General features: G+C 51.4%; 21 protein-coding genes and 2 pseudogenes. 10 read left to right on the top strand and 13 right to left on the bottom strand.

All coding sequences use genetic code 11. From position 1 onward, the window contains the following. Positions 1–31: 31 nt before the first annotated feature. The 4 genes from hemC to HZS80_RS02140 are packed head-to-tail and all read left to right on the top strand — an operon-like array spanning position 32 to position 4,524. Positions 32–976 carry a hydroxymethylbilane synthase gene (gene hemC, locus HZS80_RS02155; RefSeq protein WP_179915027.1) on the top strand — a complete coding sequence of 315 codons (945 nt, stop codon included), beginning with the start codon at positions 32–34 and terminating at the stop codon, positions 974–976. Beyond that, positions 973–1,752: a uroporphyrinogen-III synthase gene (locus tag HZS80_RS02150; RefSeq protein WP_179915026.1), complete on the top strand. Its 780-nt coding sequence runs from the start codon at positions 973–975 to the stop codon at positions 1,750–1,752. Before hemC ends, HZS80_RS02150 begins: the two co-directional genes overlap by 4 nt. A 13-nt stretch (positions 1,753–1,765) precedes the next feature. Further along, the gene (locus HZS80_RS02145; protein WP_218927548.1) at positions 1,766–3,250 is read left to right on the top strand and encodes a uroporphyrinogen-III C-methyltransferase; all 1,485 of its coding nucleotides are present in this window, start codon (positions 1,766–1,768) and stop codon (positions 3,248–3,250) included. Continuing rightward, positions 3,247–4,524, top strand: coding sequence for a heme biosynthesis HemY N-terminal domain-containing protein (locus tag HZS80_RS02140; RefSeq protein WP_133732189.1), 1,278 nt, complete (start codon positions 3,247–3,249; stop codon positions 4,522–4,524). Before HZS80_RS02145 ends, HZS80_RS02140 begins: the two co-directional genes overlap by 4 nt. A gap of 63 nt (positions 4,525–4,587) precedes the next feature. Here the strand turns inward: HZS80_RS02140 and mscL are convergent. Together mscL and HZS80_RS02130 are read right to left on the bottom strand one after the other, a co-directional pair. Further along, positions 4,588–4,755, bottom strand: a pseudogene (gene mscL, locus HZS80_RS02135) (large conductance mechanosensitive channel protein MscL); the annotation flags it as partial. Between the two features lie 151 nt (positions 4,756–4,906). Next, on the bottom strand, positions 4,907–5,350 hold the full coding sequence (locus tag HZS80_RS02130) for a universal stress protein (RefSeq protein WP_179915025.1): 444 nt from the start codon (positions 5,348–5,350) through the stop codon (positions 4,907–4,909). Between the two features lie 208 nt (positions 5,351–5,558). Between HZS80_RS02130 and HZS80_RS02125 the strand changes: the two genes are divergently transcribed. Next, on the top strand, positions 5,559–6,461 hold the full coding sequence (locus HZS80_RS02125) for a LysR family transcriptional regulator (RefSeq protein ID WP_133731904.1): 903 nt from the start codon (positions 5,559–5,561) through the stop codon (positions 6,459–6,461). A gap of 9 nt (positions 6,462–6,470) precedes the next feature. On the opposite strand, the gene HZS80_RS02120 is transcribed toward HZS80_RS02125, so the two are convergent. The 11 genes from HZS80_RS02120 to HZS80_RS02070 all read right to left on the bottom strand — a co-directional run bounded on the left by HZS80_RS02120 (position 6,471) and on the right by HZS80_RS02070 (position 17,748). After that, positions 6,471–7,271: a universal stress protein gene (locus HZS80_RS02120; RefSeq protein WP_179915024.1), complete on the bottom strand. Its 801-nt coding sequence runs from the start codon at positions 7,269–7,271 to the stop codon at positions 6,471–6,473. Between the two features lie 37 nt (positions 7,272–7,308). Further along, the gene (locus HZS80_RS02115) at positions 7,309–8,508 is read right to left on the bottom strand and encodes a benzoate/H(+) symporter BenE family transporter (RefSeq protein WP_327050257.1); all 1,200 of its coding nucleotides are present in this window, start codon (positions 8,506–8,508) and stop codon (positions 7,309–7,311) included. Positions 8,509–8,588: 80 nt separating this feature from the next. Continuing rightward, the gene (locus tag HZS80_RS02110; protein WP_133731901.1) at positions 8,589–9,320 is read right to left on the bottom strand and encodes an ABC transporter ATP-binding protein; all 732 of its coding nucleotides are present in this window, start codon (positions 9,318–9,320) and stop codon (positions 8,589–8,591) included. Beyond that, positions 9,317–10,084, bottom strand: coding sequence for an ABC transporter ATP-binding protein (locus HZS80_RS02105; protein ID WP_133731900.1), 768 nt, complete (start codon positions 10,082–10,084; stop codon positions 9,317–9,319). The genes HZS80_RS02110 and HZS80_RS02105 overlap by 4 nt, the downstream gene beginning before the upstream one ends. 3 nt (positions 10,085–10,087) lie before the next feature. Next, positions 10,088–11,155: a branched-chain amino acid ABC transporter permease gene (locus HZS80_RS02100; RefSeq protein WP_179915023.1), complete on the bottom strand. Its 1,068-nt coding sequence runs from the start codon at positions 11,153–11,155 to the stop codon at positions 10,088–10,090. Between the two features lie 12 nt (positions 11,156–11,167). Continuing rightward, the gene (locus HZS80_RS02095) at positions 11,168–12,028 is read right to left on the bottom strand and encodes a branched-chain amino acid ABC transporter permease (protein WP_022521206.1); all 861 of its coding nucleotides are present in this window, start codon (positions 12,026–12,028) and stop codon (positions 11,168–11,170) included. Between the two features lie 65 nt (positions 12,029–12,093). Continuing rightward, complete coding sequence (locus tag HZS80_RS02090) at positions 12,094–13,266, bottom strand: ABC transporter substrate-binding protein (RefSeq protein ID WP_179915022.1); 1,173 nt, start codon at positions 13,264–13,266, stop codon at positions 12,094–12,096. 104 nt (positions 13,267–13,370) lie between these two features. Continuing rightward, positions 13,371–13,859, bottom strand: coding sequence for a benzoate 1,2-dioxygenase small subunit (gene benB / locus HZS80_RS02085; RefSeq protein ID WP_179915021.1), 489 nt, complete (start codon positions 13,857–13,859; stop codon positions 13,371–13,373). A 33-nt stretch (positions 13,860–13,892) separates the two neighbouring features. Then, positions 13,893–15,260, bottom strand: a complete 1,368-nt coding sequence (locus HZS80_RS02080; RefSeq protein WP_179915020.1) for a Rieske 2Fe-2S domain-containing protein — start codon at positions 15,258–15,260, stop codon at positions 13,893–13,895. A 75-nt stretch (positions 15,261–15,335) separates the two neighbouring features. After that, a complete protein-coding gene (gene catA / locus HZS80_RS02075) occupies positions 15,336–16,307 on the bottom strand; it encodes a catechol 1,2-dioxygenase (RefSeq protein ID WP_179915019.1) in 972 nt (323 codons plus the stop codon). A gap of 703 nt (positions 16,308–17,010) precedes the next feature. After that, entirely contained in the window at positions 17,011–17,748 is a 738-nt protein-coding gene (locus HZS80_RS02070; RefSeq protein ID WP_179915018.1) for a GntR family transcriptional regulator, read from the bottom strand. A gap of 190 nt (positions 17,749–17,938) precedes the next feature. On the opposite strand from HZS80_RS02070, the gene HZS80_RS02065 reads away from it, so the two are divergent. The 5 genes and pseudogenes from HZS80_RS02065 to HZS80_RS23335 all read left to right on the top strand — a co-directional run. Further along, the gene (locus tag HZS80_RS02065; RefSeq protein WP_218927547.1) at positions 17,939–19,495 is read left to right on the top strand and encodes a hypothetical protein; all 1,557 of its coding nucleotides are present in this window, start codon (positions 17,939–17,941) and stop codon (positions 19,493–19,495) included. Positions 19,496–19,988: 493 nt separating this feature from the next. Continuing rightward, positions 19,989–21,017, top strand: a complete 1,029-nt coding sequence (locus HZS80_RS02060; protein WP_179915017.1) for a C4-dicarboxylate TRAP transporter substrate-binding protein — start codon at positions 19,989–19,991, stop codon at positions 21,015–21,017. A gap of 1 nt (position 21,018) precedes the next feature. Continuing rightward, positions 21,019–21,528, top strand: coding sequence for a TRAP transporter small permease (locus tag HZS80_RS02055; RefSeq protein WP_179915016.1), 510 nt, complete (start codon positions 21,019–21,021; stop codon positions 21,526–21,528). Positions 21,529–21,530: 2 nt separating this feature from the next. Beyond that, complete coding sequence (locus tag HZS80_RS02050) at positions 21,531–22,874, top strand: TRAP transporter large permease subunit (protein WP_179915015.1); 1,344 nt, start codon at positions 21,531–21,533, stop codon at positions 22,872–22,874. A gap of 200 nt (positions 22,875–23,074) precedes the next feature. Beyond that, positions 23,075–23,711 (top strand): annotated as a pseudogene (locus tag HZS80_RS23335) (IS5 family transposase); the annotation flags it as partial. Positions 23,712–23,768: the final 57 nt, after the last annotated feature.

Raw genomic sequence — 23,768 nt, 5'->3', positions numbered from 1 at the left:
CTCGCCGTGTCTGCGGTATAGGGAGAATAACGTGCTATCAATCACCAAACTGCGCATTGCCACACGTAAAAGCCAACTGGCCATGTGGCAGGCTGAGTACGTTCGCGACCGCTTAATGGCGGCCCACGACGGCCTTGAGGTCGAGCTTGTGGCACTGTCTACCAAGGGCGACAAAATTCTCGATACGCCGCTTTCAAAAATTGGCGGTAAAGGGCTGTTCGTCAAAGAGCTGGAAGACGCCATGCTGGACGGTCGTGCCGATATTGCCGTCCACTCGATGAAAGATGTACCCATGCACTTCCCCGAAGGGCTGGGCCTGTCGGTCATCCTAGAGGGCGCCGACCCTACCGATGCGTTTGTATCCAACCATTACTCTAGCATTGATGAGCTTCCCGAAGGGGCGCGTATTGGCACCGCCAGCCTACGCCGCGGCCTGCAGATGCGTGAAGCTCGCCCCGACCTGCAAATTCTTAATCTGCGCGGCAACGTGCAAACTCGGCTGGGTAAATTAGACGCGGGCGAATTTGACGCCATCATTCTGGCGACCTCCGGCCTCAAGCGGTTGGGCTTGGATGAGCGGATTGCCCAGGCACTACCGCCGGAAGTGTGCCTGCCCGCCTGCGGCCAAGGTGCCCTAGGCATTGAGTGCCGCCTGCATGATCCCGAGCTGATTGCCTTGCTAGCCCCGCTTGATGACGCGGATACCGCGACCCGCGTACGCGCCGAACGGGCCATGAACACGCGCTTAGAGGGCGGCTGCCAAGTACCCATTGCGGGCCACGCGGTGCTGGATATTGACAATGAAACCCTGTGGCTACGTGGCTTAGTGGGCAACCCAGAGGGCACCGAAGTGCTGCGCGCTGAAGGCCGCGGCTCGATGCATGAACCGGAAGCGCTGGGCATTCGCATTGCCGAAGAGCTGCTCGACCAGGGCGCTGGCGATATTCTGGCTGAGGTTTACGGCCGCGCCATATGAGCCAACCGGTACTGATCTGCCGCCCCGGCGAGCGCGGTGAAGCGTTGGCCGCTGCTCTGCGCGAGCGAGGCGAGAACGTTGAATCACTCAATGTGATGCAACTCGAAGCCTTACCAGAAACCCCTGAAATGCGGCGTATCTGGCTGGATATTGATCAGTACCATAAGATAATAGTCATCAGTCCCTTTGCGGCCACTTGCTTAAGTGAAGCGCTGGATCGCTTCTGGCCGCAGTTGCCTATTGGCATTGACTACTACAGCGTTGGCAGCGCCACAGCAGCGACGCTTTATGATCAGTTGGGTGTCCGCGTGCATGTGCCTGATCTGAGTGCCGGCGAAGATACCAGCGAAGCACTGCTGGCGCTTGCCTCGTTACAGCAGTTAGCGCACCAGCGTATTCTACTGGTGGCGGGTGAAGGTGGCCGCCCGCTGCTCGCTGAAACGCTTGCCGAACGGGGGGCACTGGTAACACGAGCTGCGGTGTATCGACGCAGGTTTCAACCCCTTGCCCCCACGCTACAAACGCGTCTTTCTTCAGGTAATTACCGGGCGTTGATCGTCACCAGCAGCGAACTGCTGGAACATCTGGCAAAATGGTGCAATCAGGCGGCCTTGAACCAACCGCTAATCGTTTCCAGTCGCCGTTTGGCTACACTGGCTGGCATACTGGGTTTTTGTGACCTTAAGGTGGCGTCCGGAGCTACGCCAGCTGCGTTGATAGCGGCGTTGGAGACCTGCGACCCACAGGGTGCCGATGTCGATCAAGGAACTTACTAAGGGCTAGCGACACATGAGCAAACAAGTAAACGATCAGGACGATGTACAACCGACGTCCTCCGATGCCTCTCAAGGCGTCCCTAAAACGACCGACAAAGCAGCTTCCACGACCGACGCGACTGAGCCCAGCACGCCGAACACACCGCCGAGCTCTACAACACCTGCTCAGAGTGGTGCTAAAAATAGTCGGTCGCGGCGGCGTGGAAAGGGCTCGTCCACTGCGAGTTCAACCGCTGCTAGCAGCGCGGCAAAACCGGCAGATACCTCGACGCCCAGCAGCACAGGCTCATCGTCACCGAGTGCCGCTCAGCCAGGCTCTTCCTCCTCAAGTGGGTCGACCTCTAGTTCGCCATCTTCAAGCGCCGGCTCGTCAAAGCCGACCAGCGACAAGTCATCGGCGGGCACCTCGCCGCCCACCGGCCACAAAGGCAGCGGTAGCGGTAGCGGCCAGAGCGGCGGTGGTGGTAAAAGTGGCGGCCTGGCAATTGCCCTGGTGATTATTCTGGCGATTGCCCTAGCGTTCGTCGCTTGGCAAGGTTGGCAACGCCTGGATAATCAGCAGCAGCGCCTCGACGAACTGGCGCAACAGGCTGAAGGTAGCGCCTCACAGCAGGCGGTTAGCGACCTTGAATCACGCCTGGATAGCGGCGAAGCCGAGCGCGATGAAGCGTTGCAGAGCACTCTGGGCGACCTGCGTGATGAATTTGACAGCTACCGCAGCGACGTTGATGAGACCCTAGGCCAAGTGCTGGATCAGCTCTCTCAGGAGCAGGATACCGACGAGCGCGAGTGGCTGCATGCCGAAGCTGCCTACCTGCTACGCCTGGCCAATCAGCGCTTGCAACTGGAAGGCGACGTTGACGGCGCGGCCGCACTGCTGCGTACCGCCGATGCGCGCCTAGTTGATGCTGATAACCCAGCGTTGACGCCCGTACGCGAAGCCATTGCCAATGAGCTAGCCGCGCTGGACGCCGTGCCCCAGGTTGACCGTACCGGCCTCTACCTAGCGCTCAATGCCCAGCAGGAACGTATCTCCTCTCTGCGACTCTCTCAAGAAATTGAGGAGCAAGCGGTAACCTCCAGCATCGAACAGCCGCCGACCGGCACTTTCCAGCGCCAGCTGGCGCGCTTCGGTGAAGAGCTTAAAGACCTGGTGGTGGTTCGCCATCACGATGAAGCGCTGGAAGCGCTGATTACTCCGGAGCAAGAGTCTTACCTGCGCCAAAGCCTGCGCTTAGTGCTGGAGCAGACACAGCTGGCCCTGCTCAACGAAGAGAAAGAGCTTTATGACGCGAGTATCGACAAAGCGCTGCAACTGCTGAACGACTACTACGACACCACTCGCGAAGAGACCCAAAGCGTTATTGCGCGCCTTCAAGAGCTCAAGGAAGCCGAGGTAAAACCCGAGCTGCCCGACATCAGCGCTTCACAGCAGGAACTTGCACGCTTTATCGACAACCGCTATGAGACGCGTGGCCAAAGCGGAGGTGATTCATGAGAAAGCTTGTTCTCCTCATTGTCGCAGGCCTCGCCGTCGGGGCCCTGTTCGGGCATCTGATGATGTCGGTGCCCGGCTACTGGCTGATCCGCGTGGGCGACTCCTCCATCCAGACATCGTTTTGGTTTGGTCTGGTACTGCTGTTTGCCGCCTTTATCGTCCTACACTTCGTGCTGCGTTTGCTCAGCGGTATTATTCGCCCCATGGGGCGTTTTCGTAGCTGGAACAGCCGCGCCCGTAACCGTCGCGCCATGCAGCGCACTGTGCGTGGTCTGGTAGCACTGACCGAAGGGCGCTGGAAAAAGGCCGAAAAAACCCTGGTTAATGCCGCCGATGACTCCAGCACACCGCTGGTCAACTACCTATCCGCAGCGCTGGCGGCCCATTACCAGGGCCACCACGTGAAATCCCAGGAGCACCTGAATCAGGCACAGCTAACCACCGACGGTGCCGATACCGCCGTTGGCCTGATGCAAGCGCAAATGATGATTGAGCGTCAGCAGCCCGAAGAAGCGCTGGCGATTCTAAATCGCCTGGATAAGAAGCTCTCCAACCACCCGCAGGTGCTCAAGCTTCTCAAGCAGGTGCACTTAAGCGTCAACGATTGGGAAGGCTTAAGGCGTTTGATTCCACGCTTGGCGGCGCAGAAGCTCATTACCCAGCAAGAGCGTGAACAGCTTGAGTTTAAAGCCTATCGCGAACTTATCGTGTTTGAAGCGCAAAACCCCACCAACATTGAGCGGGTGCGTGGCCTTTGGGCCGACATGCCCGACTACCTGCGCGGCAACACCGAGCTGATCGTGCTATACAGCGAAGCGCTGATTCAAGCCAACGAAGAGCCAATTGCCGAGCGCTTGCTCAACCATTCGCTGGATCACCACTGGGACGCGCGGCTGGTGAAACGCTACGGCCTGCTAAACGTAGATGCGGCACGCCAACTTGCTAAAGCCGAGAAGTGGCTGCAGGAACGCCCCAACGACCCAGAGCTGCTGCTCGCTTGTGGTCGCCTCTCGCTGCGTATCGGCCAATGGCAGAAAGCACTCGAGTACTTTGAAGCCAGCCAGCGTCAGCGCCCCAATGGAGAAGTCTGCGCTGAGCTTGCGCGCCTCTATGCAAGCCTGGGCGAGCATAACAAGAGTCAGCTCTACTACCGCCACAGTGTTGAGATGTTGGCCAAATCGCTGCCATCGCTGCCGCAACCCAGCGATGCTAACGACAGCAAAAAGCCCGACAGTAAGCAAAAAGAGAGCAAAACCATTAAAAAAAGCGCGTAGCGGCGCTTCTGCTATACCGCTCAAGGGCGCCTTCATAGGCGCCCTTTTTAGTGGCTAAGGTTTGGAAAAACCCACACCGCCCACCAACAAGCCAATCAGCGGGTTCATCACATCCGCCACCAGGCTCTGCACAATCAGCGTAAACGCCCCGCCGACAATGATCCCCACCGCCATATCGACGACGTTGCCTTTTACCGCGAACTCTCGAAATTCCTGGAAAAATTTTGTCATTTTCAAACGTCCTAACGTTTCGTTTTTAGCCAATACCCTGAGTTATAGCGTCTTGCTAAAAACATGGGCTAGGCTGTGTTAGGCGACAAGTAAATTTCTGCAGATTGAAAACTGTATCGGGAGAGGTGCGGGCAGATATCGCCGCTGCTTTTTATTGGCTCACCGTAATCACAGGACACTTGGCTGAATGGCTCACTTTGTGCGATACACTGCCAATCACCACACCAGCCAAGTCGCTTAGTCCCCGGCTGCCCATCACAGTGGCATCGACATTATTGGCATTGGCGGCCTCTATAATGGCGCGGGCTGGGTCACCTTCCGTCAGCAACTCTTCAATGTGCTTAGCGCCCTCTGCCTGCGCGGAGCTCACCGCCTGGGCCAATAGCTGTTCACCCAACTTCTCGCGTTCAGCAAGCGTAGTACCAGCATCAATCGCACCAATGCCCCATACCAGTGTGGTCGCATAGGTAAGCGTTTCAGGTACATGTAGTAAGTAGAGCATGGAGCCTTCTCTATCCAGCAGCTTGCAAGCTACTTTCAAAGCTTGTTTAGCGCTCTCAGAGCCGTCGACAGGAACTAAAATACGCGCATACATGGCAGGCCTACCTCCTTTTATTCTAGCGTTCTTTACTAAAGTCGTAGTCGATATTTCGCTTTTAAACGTTTAAATGCTGGTAGCGTTATGGCGCTTGGTTAGGCTGGTTTTTAAGTTGCCTCAATACGTGAAAAGCATCGCCAGCATGCTAACAAGCGAATGACAAAGCCAATATTGTTTAAGTAGCCGCTCATACCTTGGAGGTATCATGGAACTACGCCACCTGAGGTACTTTTGTGTTGTAGCCGAAGAGCTTAATTTCACTTGTGCTGCTGAACGCTTGCATATGTCACAGCCGCCTCTTTCACGACAAATTAAGCAGTTAGAACAAGAAGTAGGCGCCGAATTGTTTGAACGCAGCTCAAGAGGCTTACGCCTGACCCCGCCGGGGGTTTTCTTTCAGCAACACGCCTTACAAATTTTAGAGAAAGTAGAAGTCACCATCGACGCCACTCGACACATGGCACGTAGCAAACGTGCACTATTTGGCATTGGCTTTGTACCCTCCGTATTTTACGGACAACTCCCTATGCTCGTGCGTGATTTGCGCCATATGGATAATGTTGAGCTCTCATTGGCAGAGCTTACCACCGTACAACAAATTCAGGCGCTCAAAGCTGGTCGCATTGATATGGGATTTGGGCGTCTTCGCATTGACGACCCGGATGTCGAGCAGGAAATTCTCTTCGATGAGCCATTTATTGCCGCCCTATCAAGCGGTCATCCATTAGAAGGCACCACCCCTACCTGCGAAGAACTGGCTCGCTATCCACTAATCCTCTTTCCCGCAAAACCACGCCCTAGCTTGGCAGACATGGTACTAGGCATTTTCCGCCGCCAAGGTTTAAAGGTTGAGGTGGTACAGGAGGCCAACGAGGTTCAGACGGCGCTTAGCCTCGTCGCCTCAGGCATTGGCATTACACTGGTTCCAGAACAGGTAAAACGTGTCCAGCGAGACGGCATCACTTACGTAGCACTGGCAGACAAAACCATTACCTCACCCGTCATTTGCAGCCGTCGGCGCGGCGAAAAACCCTCTCCCCTTATGCAGGAAGCCAATACTATTTTAAATGTACTCGTGGAAAACCGCCGCTCCGGTCGTTACCCATAACCCCCTCCTTTATGGACGCAGTACGGCCACTGGACAGGACGTTTCGTGCAGCACTTCATGGCTAACGCTGCCGGCCACTACTTGCGAAAGACCACTATGCCCATGGGTTGTCATGGCAAGCATGGTATTATGGCTACCCGCTAAGTAGCTGACGATAGAATCCGCGGGGTCGCCATGCAGCACCTCCCAGTCAACCTCAAGCGCTTGCTCACTCTCGACACGGCGTGCCAAAGCGGTCAAGTAGGCTGACTCCATGACATCGGTATGACCTAACGTCGTTGGTTTTCTAGCGGCAGCATCCATTACTTGCAGCAGCTGTAACCGAGCCCCCAAGCGCTTCACTAAGGCAGAAGCATAGGGCAAGATTTGCTCGGATAGCTTAGAGCCATCGACGCAAACGGCTAACACTTCAACGCGGTGGTGAGCACGGCTGTCATAGCGTGGGCCACACAGGTAAACCGGTCGATGGGCTCGACGTACAACACCGGCAGTTACACTGCCTATCAGCATTTCGGGCACCGGGCGGCGCCCATGCGCCATCATGCATAGCCCGGTATCTTCACGGCTGGCAAGCTCACCGAGGTATTCCTTAGCGCTATCATGGGAAACGACATCAATGTGTACTGTTTCGCAATGATGCTTCGATAGGCGCTCCTGCAGTTTAACCCGCCTGGCGGCTATCTCATCCTGCGCTGGCACCACTGAGATAGCGCTTACATCCATGCCTAGTTGGTTTGCAAACTTTTGGCCAAACTCTAGTGCATGCAAAGCGCCTTCACTGTCATCAATTGCCACAACGATCTTTTCCATGGTTACACTCCAGCTACCGCTTAAGTAGTGTCTACTGTTATTGGGTTTTATGGTTAAGCGAGTTAAAACGTCGATGCAGCAGGTTGTAGGCAAGCGCCCCAACAACGACTCCCCAAAAGGCAGAGCCTAGCCCTAAAAAGCTAATGCCAGATGCCGTGGCAATGAAGGTAATGACAGAGGCTTCCAAGTGACTCTTTTCGGCAGCAAACGCGCTGATATTACTACTGATGGCGCCAATCAGCGCAAGGCCCGCCAGTACGGCCACAAATTCCCCCGGCAATGAGGTAAATAGCGCCACAATAGTGCCAGCAAAGATGCCACCAATTAGATAGAAAACGCCGTTTGCCACCCCCGCAACATAGCGCTTATCAGGGTCTTCGTGCGCTTCCTTGCTGGTGCAGATGGCTGCCGTAATCGCAGCGATAACCGTCGTAATACCGCCGAAAAAAGCGGTAAAGAATGACGTTAAACTGGCCACAATTACGATTGGTTTGGCCGGGGTGGAGTAACCTGAGGTACGCAAAATGGCCATACCGGGCAAGAATTGCCCCGTCAGACTGACCAAAACCAGCGGAATAGCCAGGCTCAAGGTAGCGTTCCACGTCCACTCGGGGCGGATAAACTGTGGATCCGCAAACTGAACGGAAACACCTTCCAGGCTTGCGCCTTCTAACAAAACTGCCAAAGTAACCCCGGCAATCAAAAGCAGCACTAAGCTGTAGCGAGGCGTAAGTCGCTTAAATAGTAAATAAGCGATAATCATACCAATCGCCAACGCCGGTACGCTTTCCAATGAGACGAAAACGCCTACACCAAATTGGAACAGGATGCCTGCCATCATCGCGCTGGCGATACCAGGGGGGATCATCCGGATAATTCGGTCAAAAGAGCCAGTAACACCGATCACGAAAATGATCATTGCTGCCGTCAAGTAAGCACCTATCGCTTCATTAAGTGACAGCCCTGGGAAAAGAGTCACTAATAACGCAGTCCCAGGCGCCGACCAAGCGGTCACCACCGGGACTTTTAACCACAGGCTTAAAAAGATACCCGAGACTGCTGCGCCGATAGAGATTGCCCAGACCCAAGACGTCATCATGGCGCTGGATATTTCGGCGCTCTGGGCTGCCTGAAAAAAGATCGCCAAGGGGCCAGAGTAAGAGACCAGCACTGCCACAAAGCCAGCAGCGATTGCCGGAATCGATAGGTCCTTTAGCAATTGCTTGTGAAATTGCATGCAACACATTTCCCTGTATCAATGAATTTAACGCGATAGCCGACATCAATTCCGGCAAGCATCCGCTTGCCGGAGCCATGTCAGGCGACGCCGAGATGGGTTTCAAGGATTGAAGGATTGTCTTTTAGCCCCTGGGAATCACCGCTATAGACCACTTCCCCCTTGACCAGCAGCAGATGTTTTTCTGCTATCTTAAGAAGGTTATCGATATTTTTATCGACAATAATGGTCGAAATGCCGGTCGCCTTGACCTCTCGTATGATCTTCCAGATTTCATCTCGGATCAGCGGGGCGAGTCCTTCGGTCGCCTCATCAAGGATCATCAAGTCAGGATTTGTTGTCAGCGCGCGACCAATAGACAGCATCTGCTGCTCGCCGCCCGAAAGAAAAGAGCCATCGTGGTTAATACGTTGACCCAAGCGTGGAAATGTATCCAGGACTCGCTCCAGCGTCCAAGGGGACTCTCCGCGCTCATTAGGGCGTGCGGCCATAATTAAATGCTCACGCACACTGATGCCGGGAAAAATGCCACGCCCCTCAGGCACGTAGCCGATCCCTTGGCGAATGAGTTGCCAAGGACGCCGCTTGGTAGCCGAGACGCCCTTAATAAACACCTCGCCACGCCGCGGGGGGACAAAGCCCAGTATCGACTTCAACGTAGTAGTCTTGCCCATCCCATTGCGGCCCAGAAGACTCAGTGTTTCGCCGGGCATCAGGGTCAAATTCACCCCGTGCAAAATATGGCTCTCACCGTAGTAAGTATGCAGCCCCCGGGCATCAATCAATGGTGTACTTGTTTGCTCTGCGCTCATGCGGTTGCCCCCTCATCATGACGCCCCAGATAGACATCGCGTACCTTTTCGCTAGTACGTATCTGTTCTGTTGGACCACTCTCCAACACACAGCCATCGACCATAACGGTAATGCGATCGGCCAATCGGAAGACCGAATCCATATCGTGCTCAATCAGCACCAAAGTATAACGATCCGTTAAACTAGCGAGCAGCTCCGTGACCTGAGCCGTCTCTTCACGCCCCATCCCCGCCATTGGCTCATCCAGCAGCATCAGCGACGGTGCTGTCGCTAGCACCATCGCGATCTGCAACTGACGCTGTTCGCCATAGCTCATATCGGATGCTGTCGTATGAGCGCGATGATTCAATTGGCAGGTATCTAGCACCTCTTGAGCACGCTCGCTCACCTTTTGTGCTGTTTGACGCGAACGCCAGCTGCCAAACACACCGCCCATATGAATACGCGCCGCCAGCTCGCAGTTCTGTAGGCAACTAAGACGTGGGAAGATATTGGTCTTCTGGTGGCTACGGCCAATCCCCATACGCGCGATCTGGCGCGCGCTTTTACCCTGAATCGGTTGTTGGCGGTAAAGCACTTGTCCTTCAGAGGGCGGGATCTCGCCAGAAAGCAAATTAATCAACGTGCTTTTACCCGCACCATTAGGACCCAAGATGGCGTGTATCTCATTGGCCTTAACATCAAAATCAACATCGTTAACCGCCACTAAACCACCAAAGCGTCGGGTCAAACCATGGGTGGCCAAGACAATCTCGTCGCGCATGGCTTAGTTCTCCTTACGCTGTGTAACGGGTTGAGCTGAGGTAGCTATCGACGCATTCTCTTTCTCGGACACGGCTTCGGAGGCTGTTTGACGCTTGCGGCGCCAGGGTGGCGCGATTATCAAGCCGGCAATGCCCCGTGGAAGCACTAGTACGGCAGCGATAATGGTCAGCCCCATCAGGATGGGCCAGTGAGTCGTGGCATGCTCATATAGGTAGAGCAGAATCTCGTAGGCGAAGGCGCCTAAGATGGGCCCAAAAATGGTACCCATGCCGCCTAAAATCAGCATCATTAGCACTTCGCCAGAGGTGTGCCAGCCAAGCTGAGCCGGATTAGCGAAGCCGTACTGCATCGCCGCCAACATGCCAGCAACCGCCGCCATTACCCCAGCGATAACAAAGGCAACCAGTTTGTAGCCACTGGTGGCATAGCCTAAGGCCTGCATTCGGTGCTCGTTGTCATGAATACCGTCGAGCACTTGACCAAAGTAGGAGCGAGTGAGCCAGCGTAGAAAGAAGTAGCCGAGAAGCAGCATCCCTAAACAGAAGTAAAAGAAGCTGTAAGGGTTATCAAGATCTACCAGCGTACGCTCCCCTAATGCCAAACTCGGTCGGAACATAATAAAAACACCATCGGTTCCTCCCGCAAACTGGGATGTACTAATGAAGTAGTAAAGCATCTGGCCAAATGCCAGCGTTGTCATGATGAAGAAGATGCCTTTAGTGCGGATCACCAGCACACCGACGATTAACGCGACACAGGCTGAGACGCCCATAACAAGTGGCAGCATCCACCACATTGACGCTGGACTAAAATCAGGGCTGGCTAACGCTAGAGTGTAGGCCCCCAAACCGAAGAAGAGCGCATGCCCCAGACTGACTAAGCCCACAATGCCTACCAGCAGATCCAGACTCATGGCAAACAGGGCCAGAATCAGCATCAGGGTCAGTTTCTCCAACATGAAGTTGGCCTGATTACCGAATACCGCTTCTCCCCAGAGAGGAAAAGCAGCCACCAACGCCGTTAATACCAGCATGATGAACGCAACGCGCTTGGGATATCTATGTAACATTTCTTACTCTCCTCACGCGAAAAGACCGCGCGGTTTCACCAGCAATACCGCCGCCATAATCAGGTAGATCACCATGCTGGCAAGGCTAGGGATGAGTACCGCCCCAAAAGTGGTGGCCATGCCAATAATGATGGCGCCCCAAAAGGCTCCTTTAATGGAACCAATACCGCCGATGACGACGACGACAAAGCAAGTGATGAGAATGCTATCGCCCATGCCTGGCGCGATAGAGGTGAGCGGTGCGGCGATCATTCCCGCAAAGGCAGTGAGCGCAACACCCACGCTGAAAATCAGCGTAAAGAGGGTACGGACATTGATTCCCAGCCCTTCAACCATGTCGCGATTAACCGCGCCGGCGCGGATGATGATGCCCAGCCGCGTATGCCGCATCACCCAATAGATCACCCCAGCCAATGCCAGGCAGACGCCCATCACAAAGAGGCGGTACACCGAGTACTGCAAGTTATCAGTCAACTGAATACTGGCATCGAACGGTGCAGGCACCGCAACACGATGCACATCGCCCCCCCAAATAATCCGCTGTGCTTCGTTGAGCACTAAAATCAGACCGAAGGTTAGCAATACTTGATATAGGTGATCGCGCTTGTAGAGCGTATCCAGAAACAGCCGCTCAATAATAAGTCCCAATGCAATAGCGATAGGAATAGCCACCAGAATAGCCAGCCAAAAATTACCCAAGCGCAGGGTAAGGTCGTAAACCAAATAGGCACCAATCATATACATAGCGCCGTGGGCCAGATTGATGATGCCCATGATGCCGAAAATCAACGTCAAACCGCTGGCAATCAAAAAAAGCAGCAAGCCGTACTGCAGACCGTTAAGGAGCTGTACGCTGAAAAATGCGAGATCCATAAGATCCCTCCGAGAATCTGAGTGAGGGGCGAGCCATGCCCGCCCCAGAATGCATACCGATGTGGTTACATCTGACAGGCATCATCGGGTACTTCTAGATTCTCATAAGCCATACGTAAGACTTCGTGCTTACCGTCGCGAATCTCGCGTAGATAAACATTTTGAATGGGGTGGTGGGAGTCTGAGAAGCTCAAGGGCCCCCGTGGACTCGCCAAATGGACGTTGGCCAATACCTCAATCAAGCGCTCCTGATTTGAGGTATCGCCACCCAGTACTGAAAGAGCCTGAACCAGCATCATGCCTGTGTCATAACCCTGTACCGCGTAGGTATCAGGTATTTCACCGTAGGCATTTTCATAAGCTGAAACGAAGGATTGGTTAGCATCATTTTCGAGGGTTTCCGCGTAATGAAGCGTGGTCATTACACCTTCGCCTGCATCACCTAGAGCCGTTAAATTACCCTCAGTTAGGAAACCTGAACCTAGCAGCGGTATACTCTCTTTCAGGCCTGCTGCCGCATAATCTCGAACAAAGCTGACACCACCGCCGCCCGCAAAGAAGGTGTAGACAGCGTCAGGCTCAAGACTGGCAATTTGTGTCAGATAGCTCTGAAATTCAGTACTAGGGAACGGCACTAAAATTTGCTCGATGATTTCACCACCTTCAGCAGTAAAAGCCTCTTCAAAACCAGTAAGGTCCTCTTTGCCACCTGCATAATCCCAGGTAATGGTGACAACTTTACGATGCCCTTGATCGTAGGCCACTTTGCCCATCGGGTAGCTGTCTTGCCACATGCTAAACGAAGTACGGAAGACGTTTGGCATGCAAAGCTCATTAGTGGCGGCCCCCAACCCTGCGTTCGGAATGATGGTGATGGCACCGGTCTGCTTGGCGACCCGCAGCATCCCCATAGCTACGCCGGAGTGTACCGGGCCGATCACAAAGTCAACGTCGTCCCCATTGACGAGGCGGCTCATGTTCTGAGGCGCTTTGGAAGGGTCAGCTTCTGAATCAAGCTCGACATACTCCACATCACGGCCACCCAACTGACCGCCCTCTTGTTCAATAGCCAGCTTTACTCCGTTCGTAATGGCTTCCCCAAGGGCTGTATAAGTACCTGAATAAGGAAGCATTAAGCCGAGCTTCACCGGGTCTTCGTTAGCAGCGACGTTCATAGCTGAGAACATGGCGGTAGCGCTTAGCAGAGTGGCGAGGGAGGTCTTTTTAAATGTTTTCATTATATTTTCACCAGGGTTAAGTTGTTTTTAAATTTTCATTTTCAACTTGCTATCGCTTCACGCGATAGCAAGACAAGCGACATCCCTGTCTTCATCAGCACCGATTACACGTGGTAAACATCAATGACCTGATGGATATAGTCGTTATTCAGCTGCACAACTTTTCTTGTGATCAGCGGCGTCTCTCCCGACACGTCCAGGGTGTAGAAGCACGTGCCGAAGAAGCTGTCGGTTTTCTTGTAGCGGTGGTTGAGCGTGTGCCAGTTAAACCGCAGGGTGACCGTGTCGCCCTCGTGCGACAGGATTTCCAGATTGGTCACCTGATGCGTGGTGCGCGGCTCCGGCGTACTCGCCCCACTGCGCTCGGTCTTGATCCGGTAGACCCGGTCTTCCAGCCCTTCCCGGTTGGGGTAGTAGATCAGTGAGATCTCGCTGTGCGGGTCGCGAGTGAGCTGGTCGTCGTCGTCCCAGGCCGGCATCCAGAACTCGGCGTCCTGACGATACAAGGTAAGCCACTCGTCCCACTCCCGGTCGTCCAGCAGACGCGCTTCGCGGTACAGGAAGGCTTGGATCTCGTGATAGCTAATGCTCATGTCACTTCTCTCCTCTCTTCAGGCGCTGGACGATTAGGCAGACGCGGTGGCGATAAACTGGCTGCGCTCTTTGTCGATGGCGCGCAGCATTTCGGCGACCCAGTGCTGGTGGTGCAGCACGTAGAGCCCTTCGTCTTCCGGCGAGGCGCCGCTGAGCAGGGGCTTCATGTCGATCGCTTGGGCATCTTCATCGGCGCCTTCGATCCACTGTTGGGCGCCGCGGGAGAGGTCATTCCATTCGGCCAGCGCGCCGTTGTAACCTTCCTGGCAGGCGCGGAACTCTTCGAGATCGTCAGGCGTGCCCATGCCGGAGACGTTGAAGAAGTCTTCGTACTGGCGGATGCGCACACGCCGGTCCTCGGCGGCTTCGCCTTTGGGCGCGAAGCAGTAAATGGTGACTTCGGTTTTGTCCACGGCGATCGGACGGATCACGCGGATCTGGGTGGAGAACTGGTCCATCAGATAGACGTTGGGGTAGAGGCAGAGGTTGCGCGTCTGGTTGACGATGGAGTCGGCGCGGGCGTCACCCAGCTGTTCTTGGATCCAGTCCTTGTGCTGGTACACCGGGCGGACTTCCGGGTTGAGCAGCCGGGTCCATAGCATCATGTGGCCGTTTTCGTAGGAGTAGAAGCCGCCTTTGCTTTTCGACCAGCCATCGGCGTCCACCGCTTTGGTGCCGCCCGCATCGTAGTTGCGACGCTCCATGGTGGAGGCGTAGTTCCAGTGCACGGAGCTGACGTGGTAACCGTCGGCGCCGTTTTCGGCTTGCAGCTTCCAGTTGCCGGTGTAGGTGTAGGACGAGGTACCACGCAGGATTTCCAGGCCTTCGGGGGCTTGGTCGACGATGTTGTCGATGACCTTGGTGGTTTCACCCAGGTGCTGTTCAAGCGGTTGCACGTCGTCGCTCAGGCTGCCGAACAGGAAGCCTTTGTAGTTTTCAAAGCGCGGTAGGCGCTTGAGGTTGTGGGAGCCATCCTGTTTGAACTGGTCAGGGTAGGCGCCGTTTTTCTCATTTTTGGCTTTGAGCAGTTGGCCATCGTTTTTGAACGTCCAGCCGTGGAACGGGCAGGTGAAGGTGCCCTTATTGCCGCGCTTACGGCGGCACAACGTGGCGCCACGGTGGGCGCAGGCGTTAATCAGGCCGTGCAGTTCGCCCTGCTTGTCGCGGGTAATGATCACCGGCTGGCGGCCCATGGTGACGGTCATGTAGTCACCCGGCTCGGCGATTTGGCTCTCGTGGGCCAGGAACAGCCAGTTGCCTTCGAAGATGTGCTTCATCTCCAGTTCGAAGAAGGCGGGATCGGTAAACATGCTGCGGTGGCAGCGGAAAATCCCCTGGGCGGGGTCGTCCTGGACGGCGCCGCGCACGCGGGCTTCGAGCTGATCAAGCTGTGTGGTCATGATCTCTCTCCTCGTATTTATTATGTCTCGCTAAAGCGAGCCCAGGGGAAGGCTCGCCTTGATCAAGGTCGGGTCTTAAACCTTGGCGGTTCCGGCAAGCTGGCTGGCCAGATCCTGCTCGTCTTCTTTGGCCCGTGGGCGGGCGTGACGAACCTGCAGTTCGGGCGCCTCGACGGGGGCTAGCGTCACATCGAACACCACGTGGGAGAACGGGCCGTCCAGGTCACGCTTGGCGATCTCAGCGGGATCCTCGATCCGCTCGGCGGGGATGACCAGCTCTTCGCGGGTGGCAAAGGCAAAGTCATCAAAGGTGTAGGGATCACCCGCCAGGTTGATCTGGGTGGTCAGGTGCTGGTGACCGGGGGCGGAAACGAAGTAGTGAATATGCGCCGGGCGTTCGCCGTGGCGACCGAGTGACTTGAGCACCACATCGGTGGGGGCGCCTTCGGGCACGCCGTAACCCGAGGGGATAATACTGCGCGCGGTGTAGCGGCCGTCGCTGTCGGTATAGATGGTGCGGCGCAGGTTGTACTCGGATTGAGAGGGGTCGAAGAAGGAGTAGCCGCCCTGGGAGTTGGCGTGCCAGATCTCGACCTTGGCACCGGCAATCGGGGTGCCGTCGACGTCGCGGACCTGGCCGGTCAGCCACATGGTCTCGCCGTCGGTCGCTTCGTCGTCCAGGCGGGCAAAGCCGTCGGCTTCCGGGGCGCCGGCCACGTACAGCGGGCCTTCGATGGTGCGCGGGGTGCCACCGGTACGCTTGGCTTCGGCATCGATCGCGTCTTGGCGCATGTCGAGGAAGTGGTCAAAGCCGAGCCCTGGCGAGAGCAGACCGAACTGGGTCTGGCTGCCCAGGGCATTGAGTAGGTTGACGCCCGCCCAGTACTCTTCCTCGGTGACGTCGAAGTCGTCGATCAGCTTGAACAGGTCGCCAACCAGGCGGTGGACAATTTGCTTGGCGCGCTCATTGCCGCCTGACTGATCAAAGCCAGCCACGGTTTTAACAAAGTCTTGAACTTCGGGGGTGTCGAATATCTTCACGGTCATGATGAAACCCTATCGTTGGTTTTCTTGTTGTCTTGGAGCCCGGCGATAGCGTCAGTGATTCAAGGTGAGGTTGGGGAACGTCTATCTTGGGCCTAAAGACGACAGTTGTTGCTATGCTCGACACTAATATCGGTCAGGTCGCAACCACCAGACCAATATCGTTTGAGTTTCTTTCCATACTTCATAGGTATCTCGAATGAGATCGTATTTTTCCTTTCAACTCCCTAAGTAGTACCGTGAAGAAGGGGTTAATTATTTATTTTAAAAGGAAAATTCTGAATTAGCCACGAAGGGGGTACTCATCACCATTAGTAAGGATCTCACTTTCATTTGTCCTTTAAACCGATAAAATGGCTTTCCCGCGGCGTAACGTTCATCTGCCCCAACCCTAGGAAGCAATAATTTATTTCTGATTGCGACAAAAGGATAAAGGGGAGTGAAAAATAAGGATTGCACAAAAAATGAGCCGCGATATCGTAAGCTAGCCAATGGTCAGCCGTATGCTGGCCCTCCTGCCTCTACCATGTGATCCCAAGTACTGCAGTTATTCTATGGATTCAGGACTCTATGAATTTAGGTCTCCAAGTGCACGCCTGAAGTGCTCTGAGAGATGTTGATGAAGAAACAAGGAAGCACGCCAGTCGTTCATTAAATAGTGTTGCTCTTGGAGCCTCTATCTAGTATGTCTAAATCACTAAATTTTCTAAACATCAGATTTAATTATAAGAACTCCTCCTGGTAGGCTTCTAGCCAAAAACATCGTTTCAGGATTAGCTAAATTAAGGTTTTTGTTTCGAGCGTTACTATATGCGTGCTCACGCATGCGCGATTCGGCTCTTTGCCCCTGTCGAGTCAGTATTGAGGATAAAATTATACAATGATCAGCATGAGCAGAATGAAGCTGAGCTAAATTTTTCTCTTTATTTTTTCTATCGAATATTATAGCTCGCGTTGAAACTAGCGGAATACGTGATATTTGGTTAATTGCTGTTTCTATAGCCCAATTTCCAGAAGCAATAACTAACAACTTATGAAACTCCTCATTGATATTCACCCACTCCTCTCTTTGCATTTCATCAACAACACCACAAGAAAGCAAATATTCAGATCGGTTTATAAGAGCTTTCATTTCCGAGGCAAGGCTATCAGGTATTCCCTTCTCCGCTGCAAGCCTAACAGCCATAGCTTCAAGCTCGCCACGCACCTCTATTGCATCAGTTATTTCTTGAATAGTGAATTTTCTTATTCTCGTACCACGATTAGGTTCTCTCACTAACAACCCTTCATGCTCTAACTCACTCATAGCAAGTCTGGCTAAAGTTCGGGATACATTTAGGCTTTTAGCAACAGAGACTTCTCTTAATTTCTCACCCGGAGCGTACAACCCGTCTAACACTTGCTCCCTCAAAGCAAACACTACACTCTCAAGATTAATGCTCATTTATCCCCCAAGATTTTTAAATCTTTTATATTATTAAATATTATATGCATATAATAGAAATCACAAAATTAGACCAATGTCTATATTTGCATGCAAAATTAGCACTAACAGCGACATAAATTACCATCTATGCTTTGTAATGCGTTCAATGCATGCAATTTAAAAATCCCGTATCTTTAGGTGATGTATTATGAATCAAAAAACCCGCCTCGACATGGCTCGCTCACTTGCTCCATCATTTGAGCACCCTCCCTTGTCAGGTTCTCGCCCCCCACGCTGCCCACCATATGTGGAGGTAACGCACTCCGAACAGTTGATGCCTTACCTAGAGCATGTGGCAAAACGCCCATACAACCATGGACTAAATGCATGTTGGGACCTACAGCCAGGTGAAAGAATTTTGCTTAGAGTTGACAATTGGCATAGCCCAATGGTTATTGAAGCATGCAAAAAAATACTTGAAAAATATAAGGTTAAATATGAAATACGCTACATAGATCGAGGTGATATTAAGCAATGGGTTGGTGCGGATGAGGTAGACTATTACTTATTCAGAACTAAAGAACTTGCCCAGTGGATGGATGAATGGGAAGAAGAAGCTGCTAAGAAAGAGTTTGATAAAATTTTTATGGGTTATGGTGGCCCAGTACTCACAGACAAGCATGTCAAAATACAAAGGATGCCATTTATAACTCCTGAAATTCTGGCCTCCCCTGCTCACGCAATGCCTATTGAAGTTATCAATGCAATTGATGAATGGACGTGGAAACGCATCAGAGCAGCTAAACGGGCACGTATTGTTGACCCAGAAGGGACAGATATCGAATTCACCAACCACGATGAATACTGGGATGATAAAAGAGAGTTTTACAATCCAAAATTAGTAAATAAGACTTGGGAAGGAAATCCTAAGTTCGGAGCAACGTATCTTCCTGGGCATATTACTGGCCGCCCCTGGATGTTTCTAAACAAGGAAGATGGAAACGGGGTTATTGCAGGAACTACTAATCATATTGCGCCTTGTGACTGGACACAGCTAATCGTTGAAAATTCGAAAATAACTAAAATCAATGCAGGAGGAGAGTTTGGAGATAAGCTTAGAGATATGATGGAGAAAACTAAAGATCTCCAATATCCAGGATTCCCAGGTAAAGGGCTTATGTATTGGTGGGAAGCCTCTATCGGTACCAACCCACATATTCACCGTCCGAGAAAGGACTTTCCCTCCGGGTTTGTAAACTGTCTTTATGAGCGGGTTCGTTCAGGTGTTATACATATGGGCTTTGGGACAATTATTTCGTCTATGGATGAGCGTAAAGCTGCTCGCCAGGGCTTTCCGGTCGGTCATTGGCACTTACACCTTTACTTCCCAACTTACCATTTAGAAATGGCTGGAGATAACGAACTCCTCATAAAAGATGGTCGTCTTCAAGCCCTAGATGATCCTGCAATAAGAAAATTGGCCTCAAAATATGGAGATCCTGGCCTTTGGCTAGACGAGTCATGGAATCCAGCTGTCCCTGGACTTAATATGAAAGGAGATTACTGGAAAGATTATGGAGAAGACCCTCTAGGTTGGGTAAAGCATGAGCTAGATATTTGTAGAAATGATCATCCAAAATTCATGGAAATGGTCGGAGCCGATAACAAATACTGCCAGGGGAAAGGGAAAGAATTCTGGGCAGGTGGTTGCTGTGGCCATAGCGGTGTAGAACCAGCCACTTTTAAAAGCAATTGCTGTGATTAAGGGAGTAATTAACGATGGTCTATCACAATGAAATCAAGAAATTCCATGTGGGCATATACAAATGCATAGCAACACCTTCGCATGGAATGATGTTTGCTGGCTTCATGATAGATCATTACACACTGGGTCATGATCCACTCTGCATAAGCAACTTCCAATTCGATCCTCACATGTTTTTACATATGGTGTCGAACTGCCCAGCAATGAGCCTTGGCATGTTAATAGGAATTGGATATGAATGCCTATTTTCCAACCCAAGGCGTTCGCTAACATCAGCAACTATAGTACTTATCGTTGGATTCCTAGCCATGTACTTTGGGAAAGTAGCATACCCCATGTCACATTTTGCCCCTTTCGCCATTATGTTGGCATCAATGATAACGATGGATTTACTCACCAAAACACCTTTTCAAAGATTAACCACTATGGCATAGCGATATCCCTGCGACAAAATACGACATAACAATTAAACCCTGACCAGGAGTTTTATAAAATGCAAAAAACAAGTGCGGCCGCCATCGGGCTTATAGGGCTTACCATTCTTTCTGCTGAAGCATCTACCGTTCTACGTTTCGCCGATTATGGGCCTAATAGAGGAGTCAGGGCTGAAGCGATGGAGTGGATGGCTTCAGAGCTAGAAAAAAGGTCTGACGCAGAAATTAAAATAGACTTCTACTGGGGAGGATCTCTGGTAGGAGGACGGGACACACTAACAGCCATCGAAAGTGGAGTCGCCGACGCTGGAACTGTTGTGGGGTTTTTTACGCCGCAGCAGTTACAAGCATACAATATAGGCGACCTTCCTGTTGAAAACAGCGATATGTGGGTTGGAATGCGTGCCATCCATGATCTATCAAAGAATAGCGAAACTTTGCAGGAAGAGTTCGAAAAATCTGGGGTTGTATATTTAACTAATTTCACATCTGGGCCTGTTCAGCTAATCTGCCGCTCCGAAGTTAATAGCCTTGAAGATATTAAAAATCTCAAGATTCGTGCTTCAGGACCATATGCAGATACACTAGAAACCCTCGGTGCGGAAGTCATCAGCATGAGTCAGGCTGATGTATATCAAGCATTGGACTCAGGGCTTTTGGATTGCAACCAAAATTATTACTATTCTATTGATGCGTATCGTCAATATGAAGTAGCACCTTACATCCTCGAGATGGACTGGGGCCAAAACTTGTCTTTTGGAATATTTGCCAATAAATTCTCTTACAACTCACTTAACGAACACAACAAAAATGTTGTTAACGAGACTTCTGAAGATTTCATTGATCACTTCTATAAATCTTTGAAGAACAGTAATGAATCCGCAAAAAGGAAATTTCAGGAAGATGAATCAATAAATATATCTTATCTTTCAGAAGAAGATAAAGCGCTACTTAATGAATCCAGCAAATTATCAATTAATGAATGGAAAGGTAGATTAGAGAGTAATGGTGTAGATGCCGAGCACTTTCTTGAAGAGTACTACACCCTTATAGATAACTATAAAATTGAAAAAACCAAGGTAGAATAAAATGGGTAACATAGAACTAAACTTACCCCCTGCTCAGCCCAATCGGGCTGAGCTGTTTATGCTAAATATTTCTGTTATAGCTTTCTACGGAATGGCTATCATTGTTACCACTAATGTGATTAGCCGATGGATAGGAAGGCCAATAATACCTGATGACATACTTTTGGTTCAGGAGCTCATGGTCATTGTTATCATGTTCCCTCTCGCTTTAATCACAGCTTGCAGGCTGCATATTAGTGTCGATGTATTCACGGAAGGCTTAGATAAAAAGGGAAAAAAAATTCTTGCTTTATTAGAGCATAGCGTTGGCCTAATTTTTTTGTTTCTTCTAGCGTGGGCAGCAACCAATGGGATGTCAAAAGCCTGGAGTACTCAAGAATACTACTCCGGTGTTCTTGATATACCCGTATGGATTGGGCACTTCCTTTTCACAATTGGTATATTATTTTTTCTTTTCCGTCTAGCAATTATGGCGGTTTATGATTTTCGTAGCTTATTGCGTGGGGTTTAATCGTGGATCCTATCTTTTTAGCATCTATAGTAGTTACTTTTGTGTTGATATTACTAGCATTGAAAGTCCCTATTGCATATAGCCTAGGGAGCTGTGCCTCAATTGGGCTAATCGTCTATTTTGGTTGGCGTCCAGGATCCGACTTGAATATTCAGTCAGGGCTTAAACCTGCTCTTCAATTGATTGAGACAAATGCTTATGCTTTTGTTCACTCATATCCATTAAGCATGATTCCTCTGTTTATAGGCTTAGGGCACATAGCATATCATGCCGACATAACAACAGACCTTTATAAGTCATTGCGTATTCTTTTAAGAAAGCTTCCTGGTGGCTTAGCTATTGCTTCTGTTAATGGCTGTGCTGGCTTTTCAGCGATCACAGGATCGAGTGTTGCTTGTGCTGCTGCAATGGGACGAATTGCAGTTCCAGAAATGTTGAAATACAATTACCACCCCCGCTTAGCTTCTGGTTCTGTTGCTGCGGGCGGAACCCTTGGATCGCTAATTCCACCAAGCCTGCTGTTTGTGATTTACGCAATTTTCACAGAGCAATCCGTTAACAACCTCTTTCTTGCCGGCGTTGTTCCTGGCCTTCTAACGTTGGTAGGTTTTATTTTAACAATTTCCATATGGTGTACCATCAGGCCACAAGATGGTCCAAAGCTAAAAGACGATATCGGTAAAAAAGATAAAATTGAGGCTGTTATAGGTTTATGGCCATCTTTTTTACTATTTTTTGTCGTTGTTGGTGGAATATACTCAGGAATATTTACCCCAACTGAAGCAGCGGCTGTAAGCTTGGCTGTGGCGGTGATGATTGGAATTGCCCGTCAGAAGCTTAAACTCTCCAGTGTAATTGAGGCAGGGAAAGAAACTGTTCGTCAGACAGCCGCAATTTTTTTAATTGCTTTGGCGGCAAAGCTTTTTACGACTTTCATCTCTCTTAGTCGGGTAACACCATGGATACTTGACTGGCTATCGAGTATCGACCCTCCTTTTGTTGTAGTCTTGCTGGCAATAGTTGTTTTTTACTTAGTAATTGGAATGTTTCTTGATTCAATTGGCATTCTTGTTCTAACGCTACCATTCACAGTCCCGATCATGTCTGCATATGGTGTTGATCTTATATGGTTCGGCGTAATAGTAATAAAGCTATTGGAGATTGGTCTAATAACTCCCCCCGTTGGTTTAAACATATTTGTTATACGAGGGGTGACCCCTCCCAGCGTAACTTTAACTTCTGTGTTTCAGGGAGCAGGTGCTTTCCTTATTTTAGACTTTGTTGTCTTAGCCATGCTACTTTCTTTCCCAGTACTTTCACTTTGGTTGCCAAACTCAGCTTTTTAATATAATTCCATAAATTCTTTAAATATTCTATTATAAAATAATATGAACTATAATTATATAATATCAATAAAGGAAAAAAGGGGCTGCCGCAATCTCGCCCTTTCTTCCTGATCCAAGTAAAACAGTATACGGGGCGTCAACTTTCTCCAACACCTACACTTTTACCGTTGTGATATAAGTAGGCGAACATAAATTTTCCGCCCCAAGAAATGGGATGCGGTTCCGGCGTCACTTGCTGGCGACGGCTGCGTGACTGGCATGAGCCGGTGTCTGGAAAAAGCTTCATCAGTCATTGCTGGAACACCTGCAAGAAGCTGAACAACTGGTTGGGATCGTGCGTGCATGGACAGTGCCTCCATCAAGGCAAAAAGGGGTATCAGCCGTCGGCCCGAACCCGACAGACCGTGGGCTCCCCGGCACTAATGGCACCTGCTGACGGATCGAAAAGGAACACCGCTCGCGGTCGTTCTCTCGGGGGGCAAATATGCTTGACAGCGTTCGCCTCTCTGTCTTACTAGACGCGTTCATCCCCGTTGCGGGTCGCCTTGGTCGTTCTCGCCAGCGACCTCGAAAGCTTCACGCTGACAAAGCATACGACTTTGCTCGTTGTCGCCGCGCCTGCCATAGACGCCATATTCAGGCTCGTATAGTCAGACGCGGTGTGGAAGATACTCAGCGATTAGGGCGTCATCGCTGGGTGGTGGAAAGAACCTTCGCCTGGCTGGAACAGATGCGACGACTCGCAACACGATATGAGCGGCGACTGATATCTACTATGCTTTCACTTTATTAGGCTGCTCACTGATCTGCTTTAAGCGGTTCACACGACAGTTTTGAAAGGCGCTCTTAGCCATCAACCACTTCTTAGCTAACAATTTTTAAAAATGATTTTGA

It is taken from the genome of Vreelandella glaciei (assembly GCF_013415125.1).
Classification (GTDB): domain Bacteria; phylum Pseudomonadota; class Gammaproteobacteria; order Pseudomonadales; family Halomonadaceae; genus Vreelandella; species Vreelandella glaciei.
The sequence above is the reverse complement of the archived record's forward strand: the minus strand, read 5'-3'. Positions and strand labels throughout refer to the sequence as shown.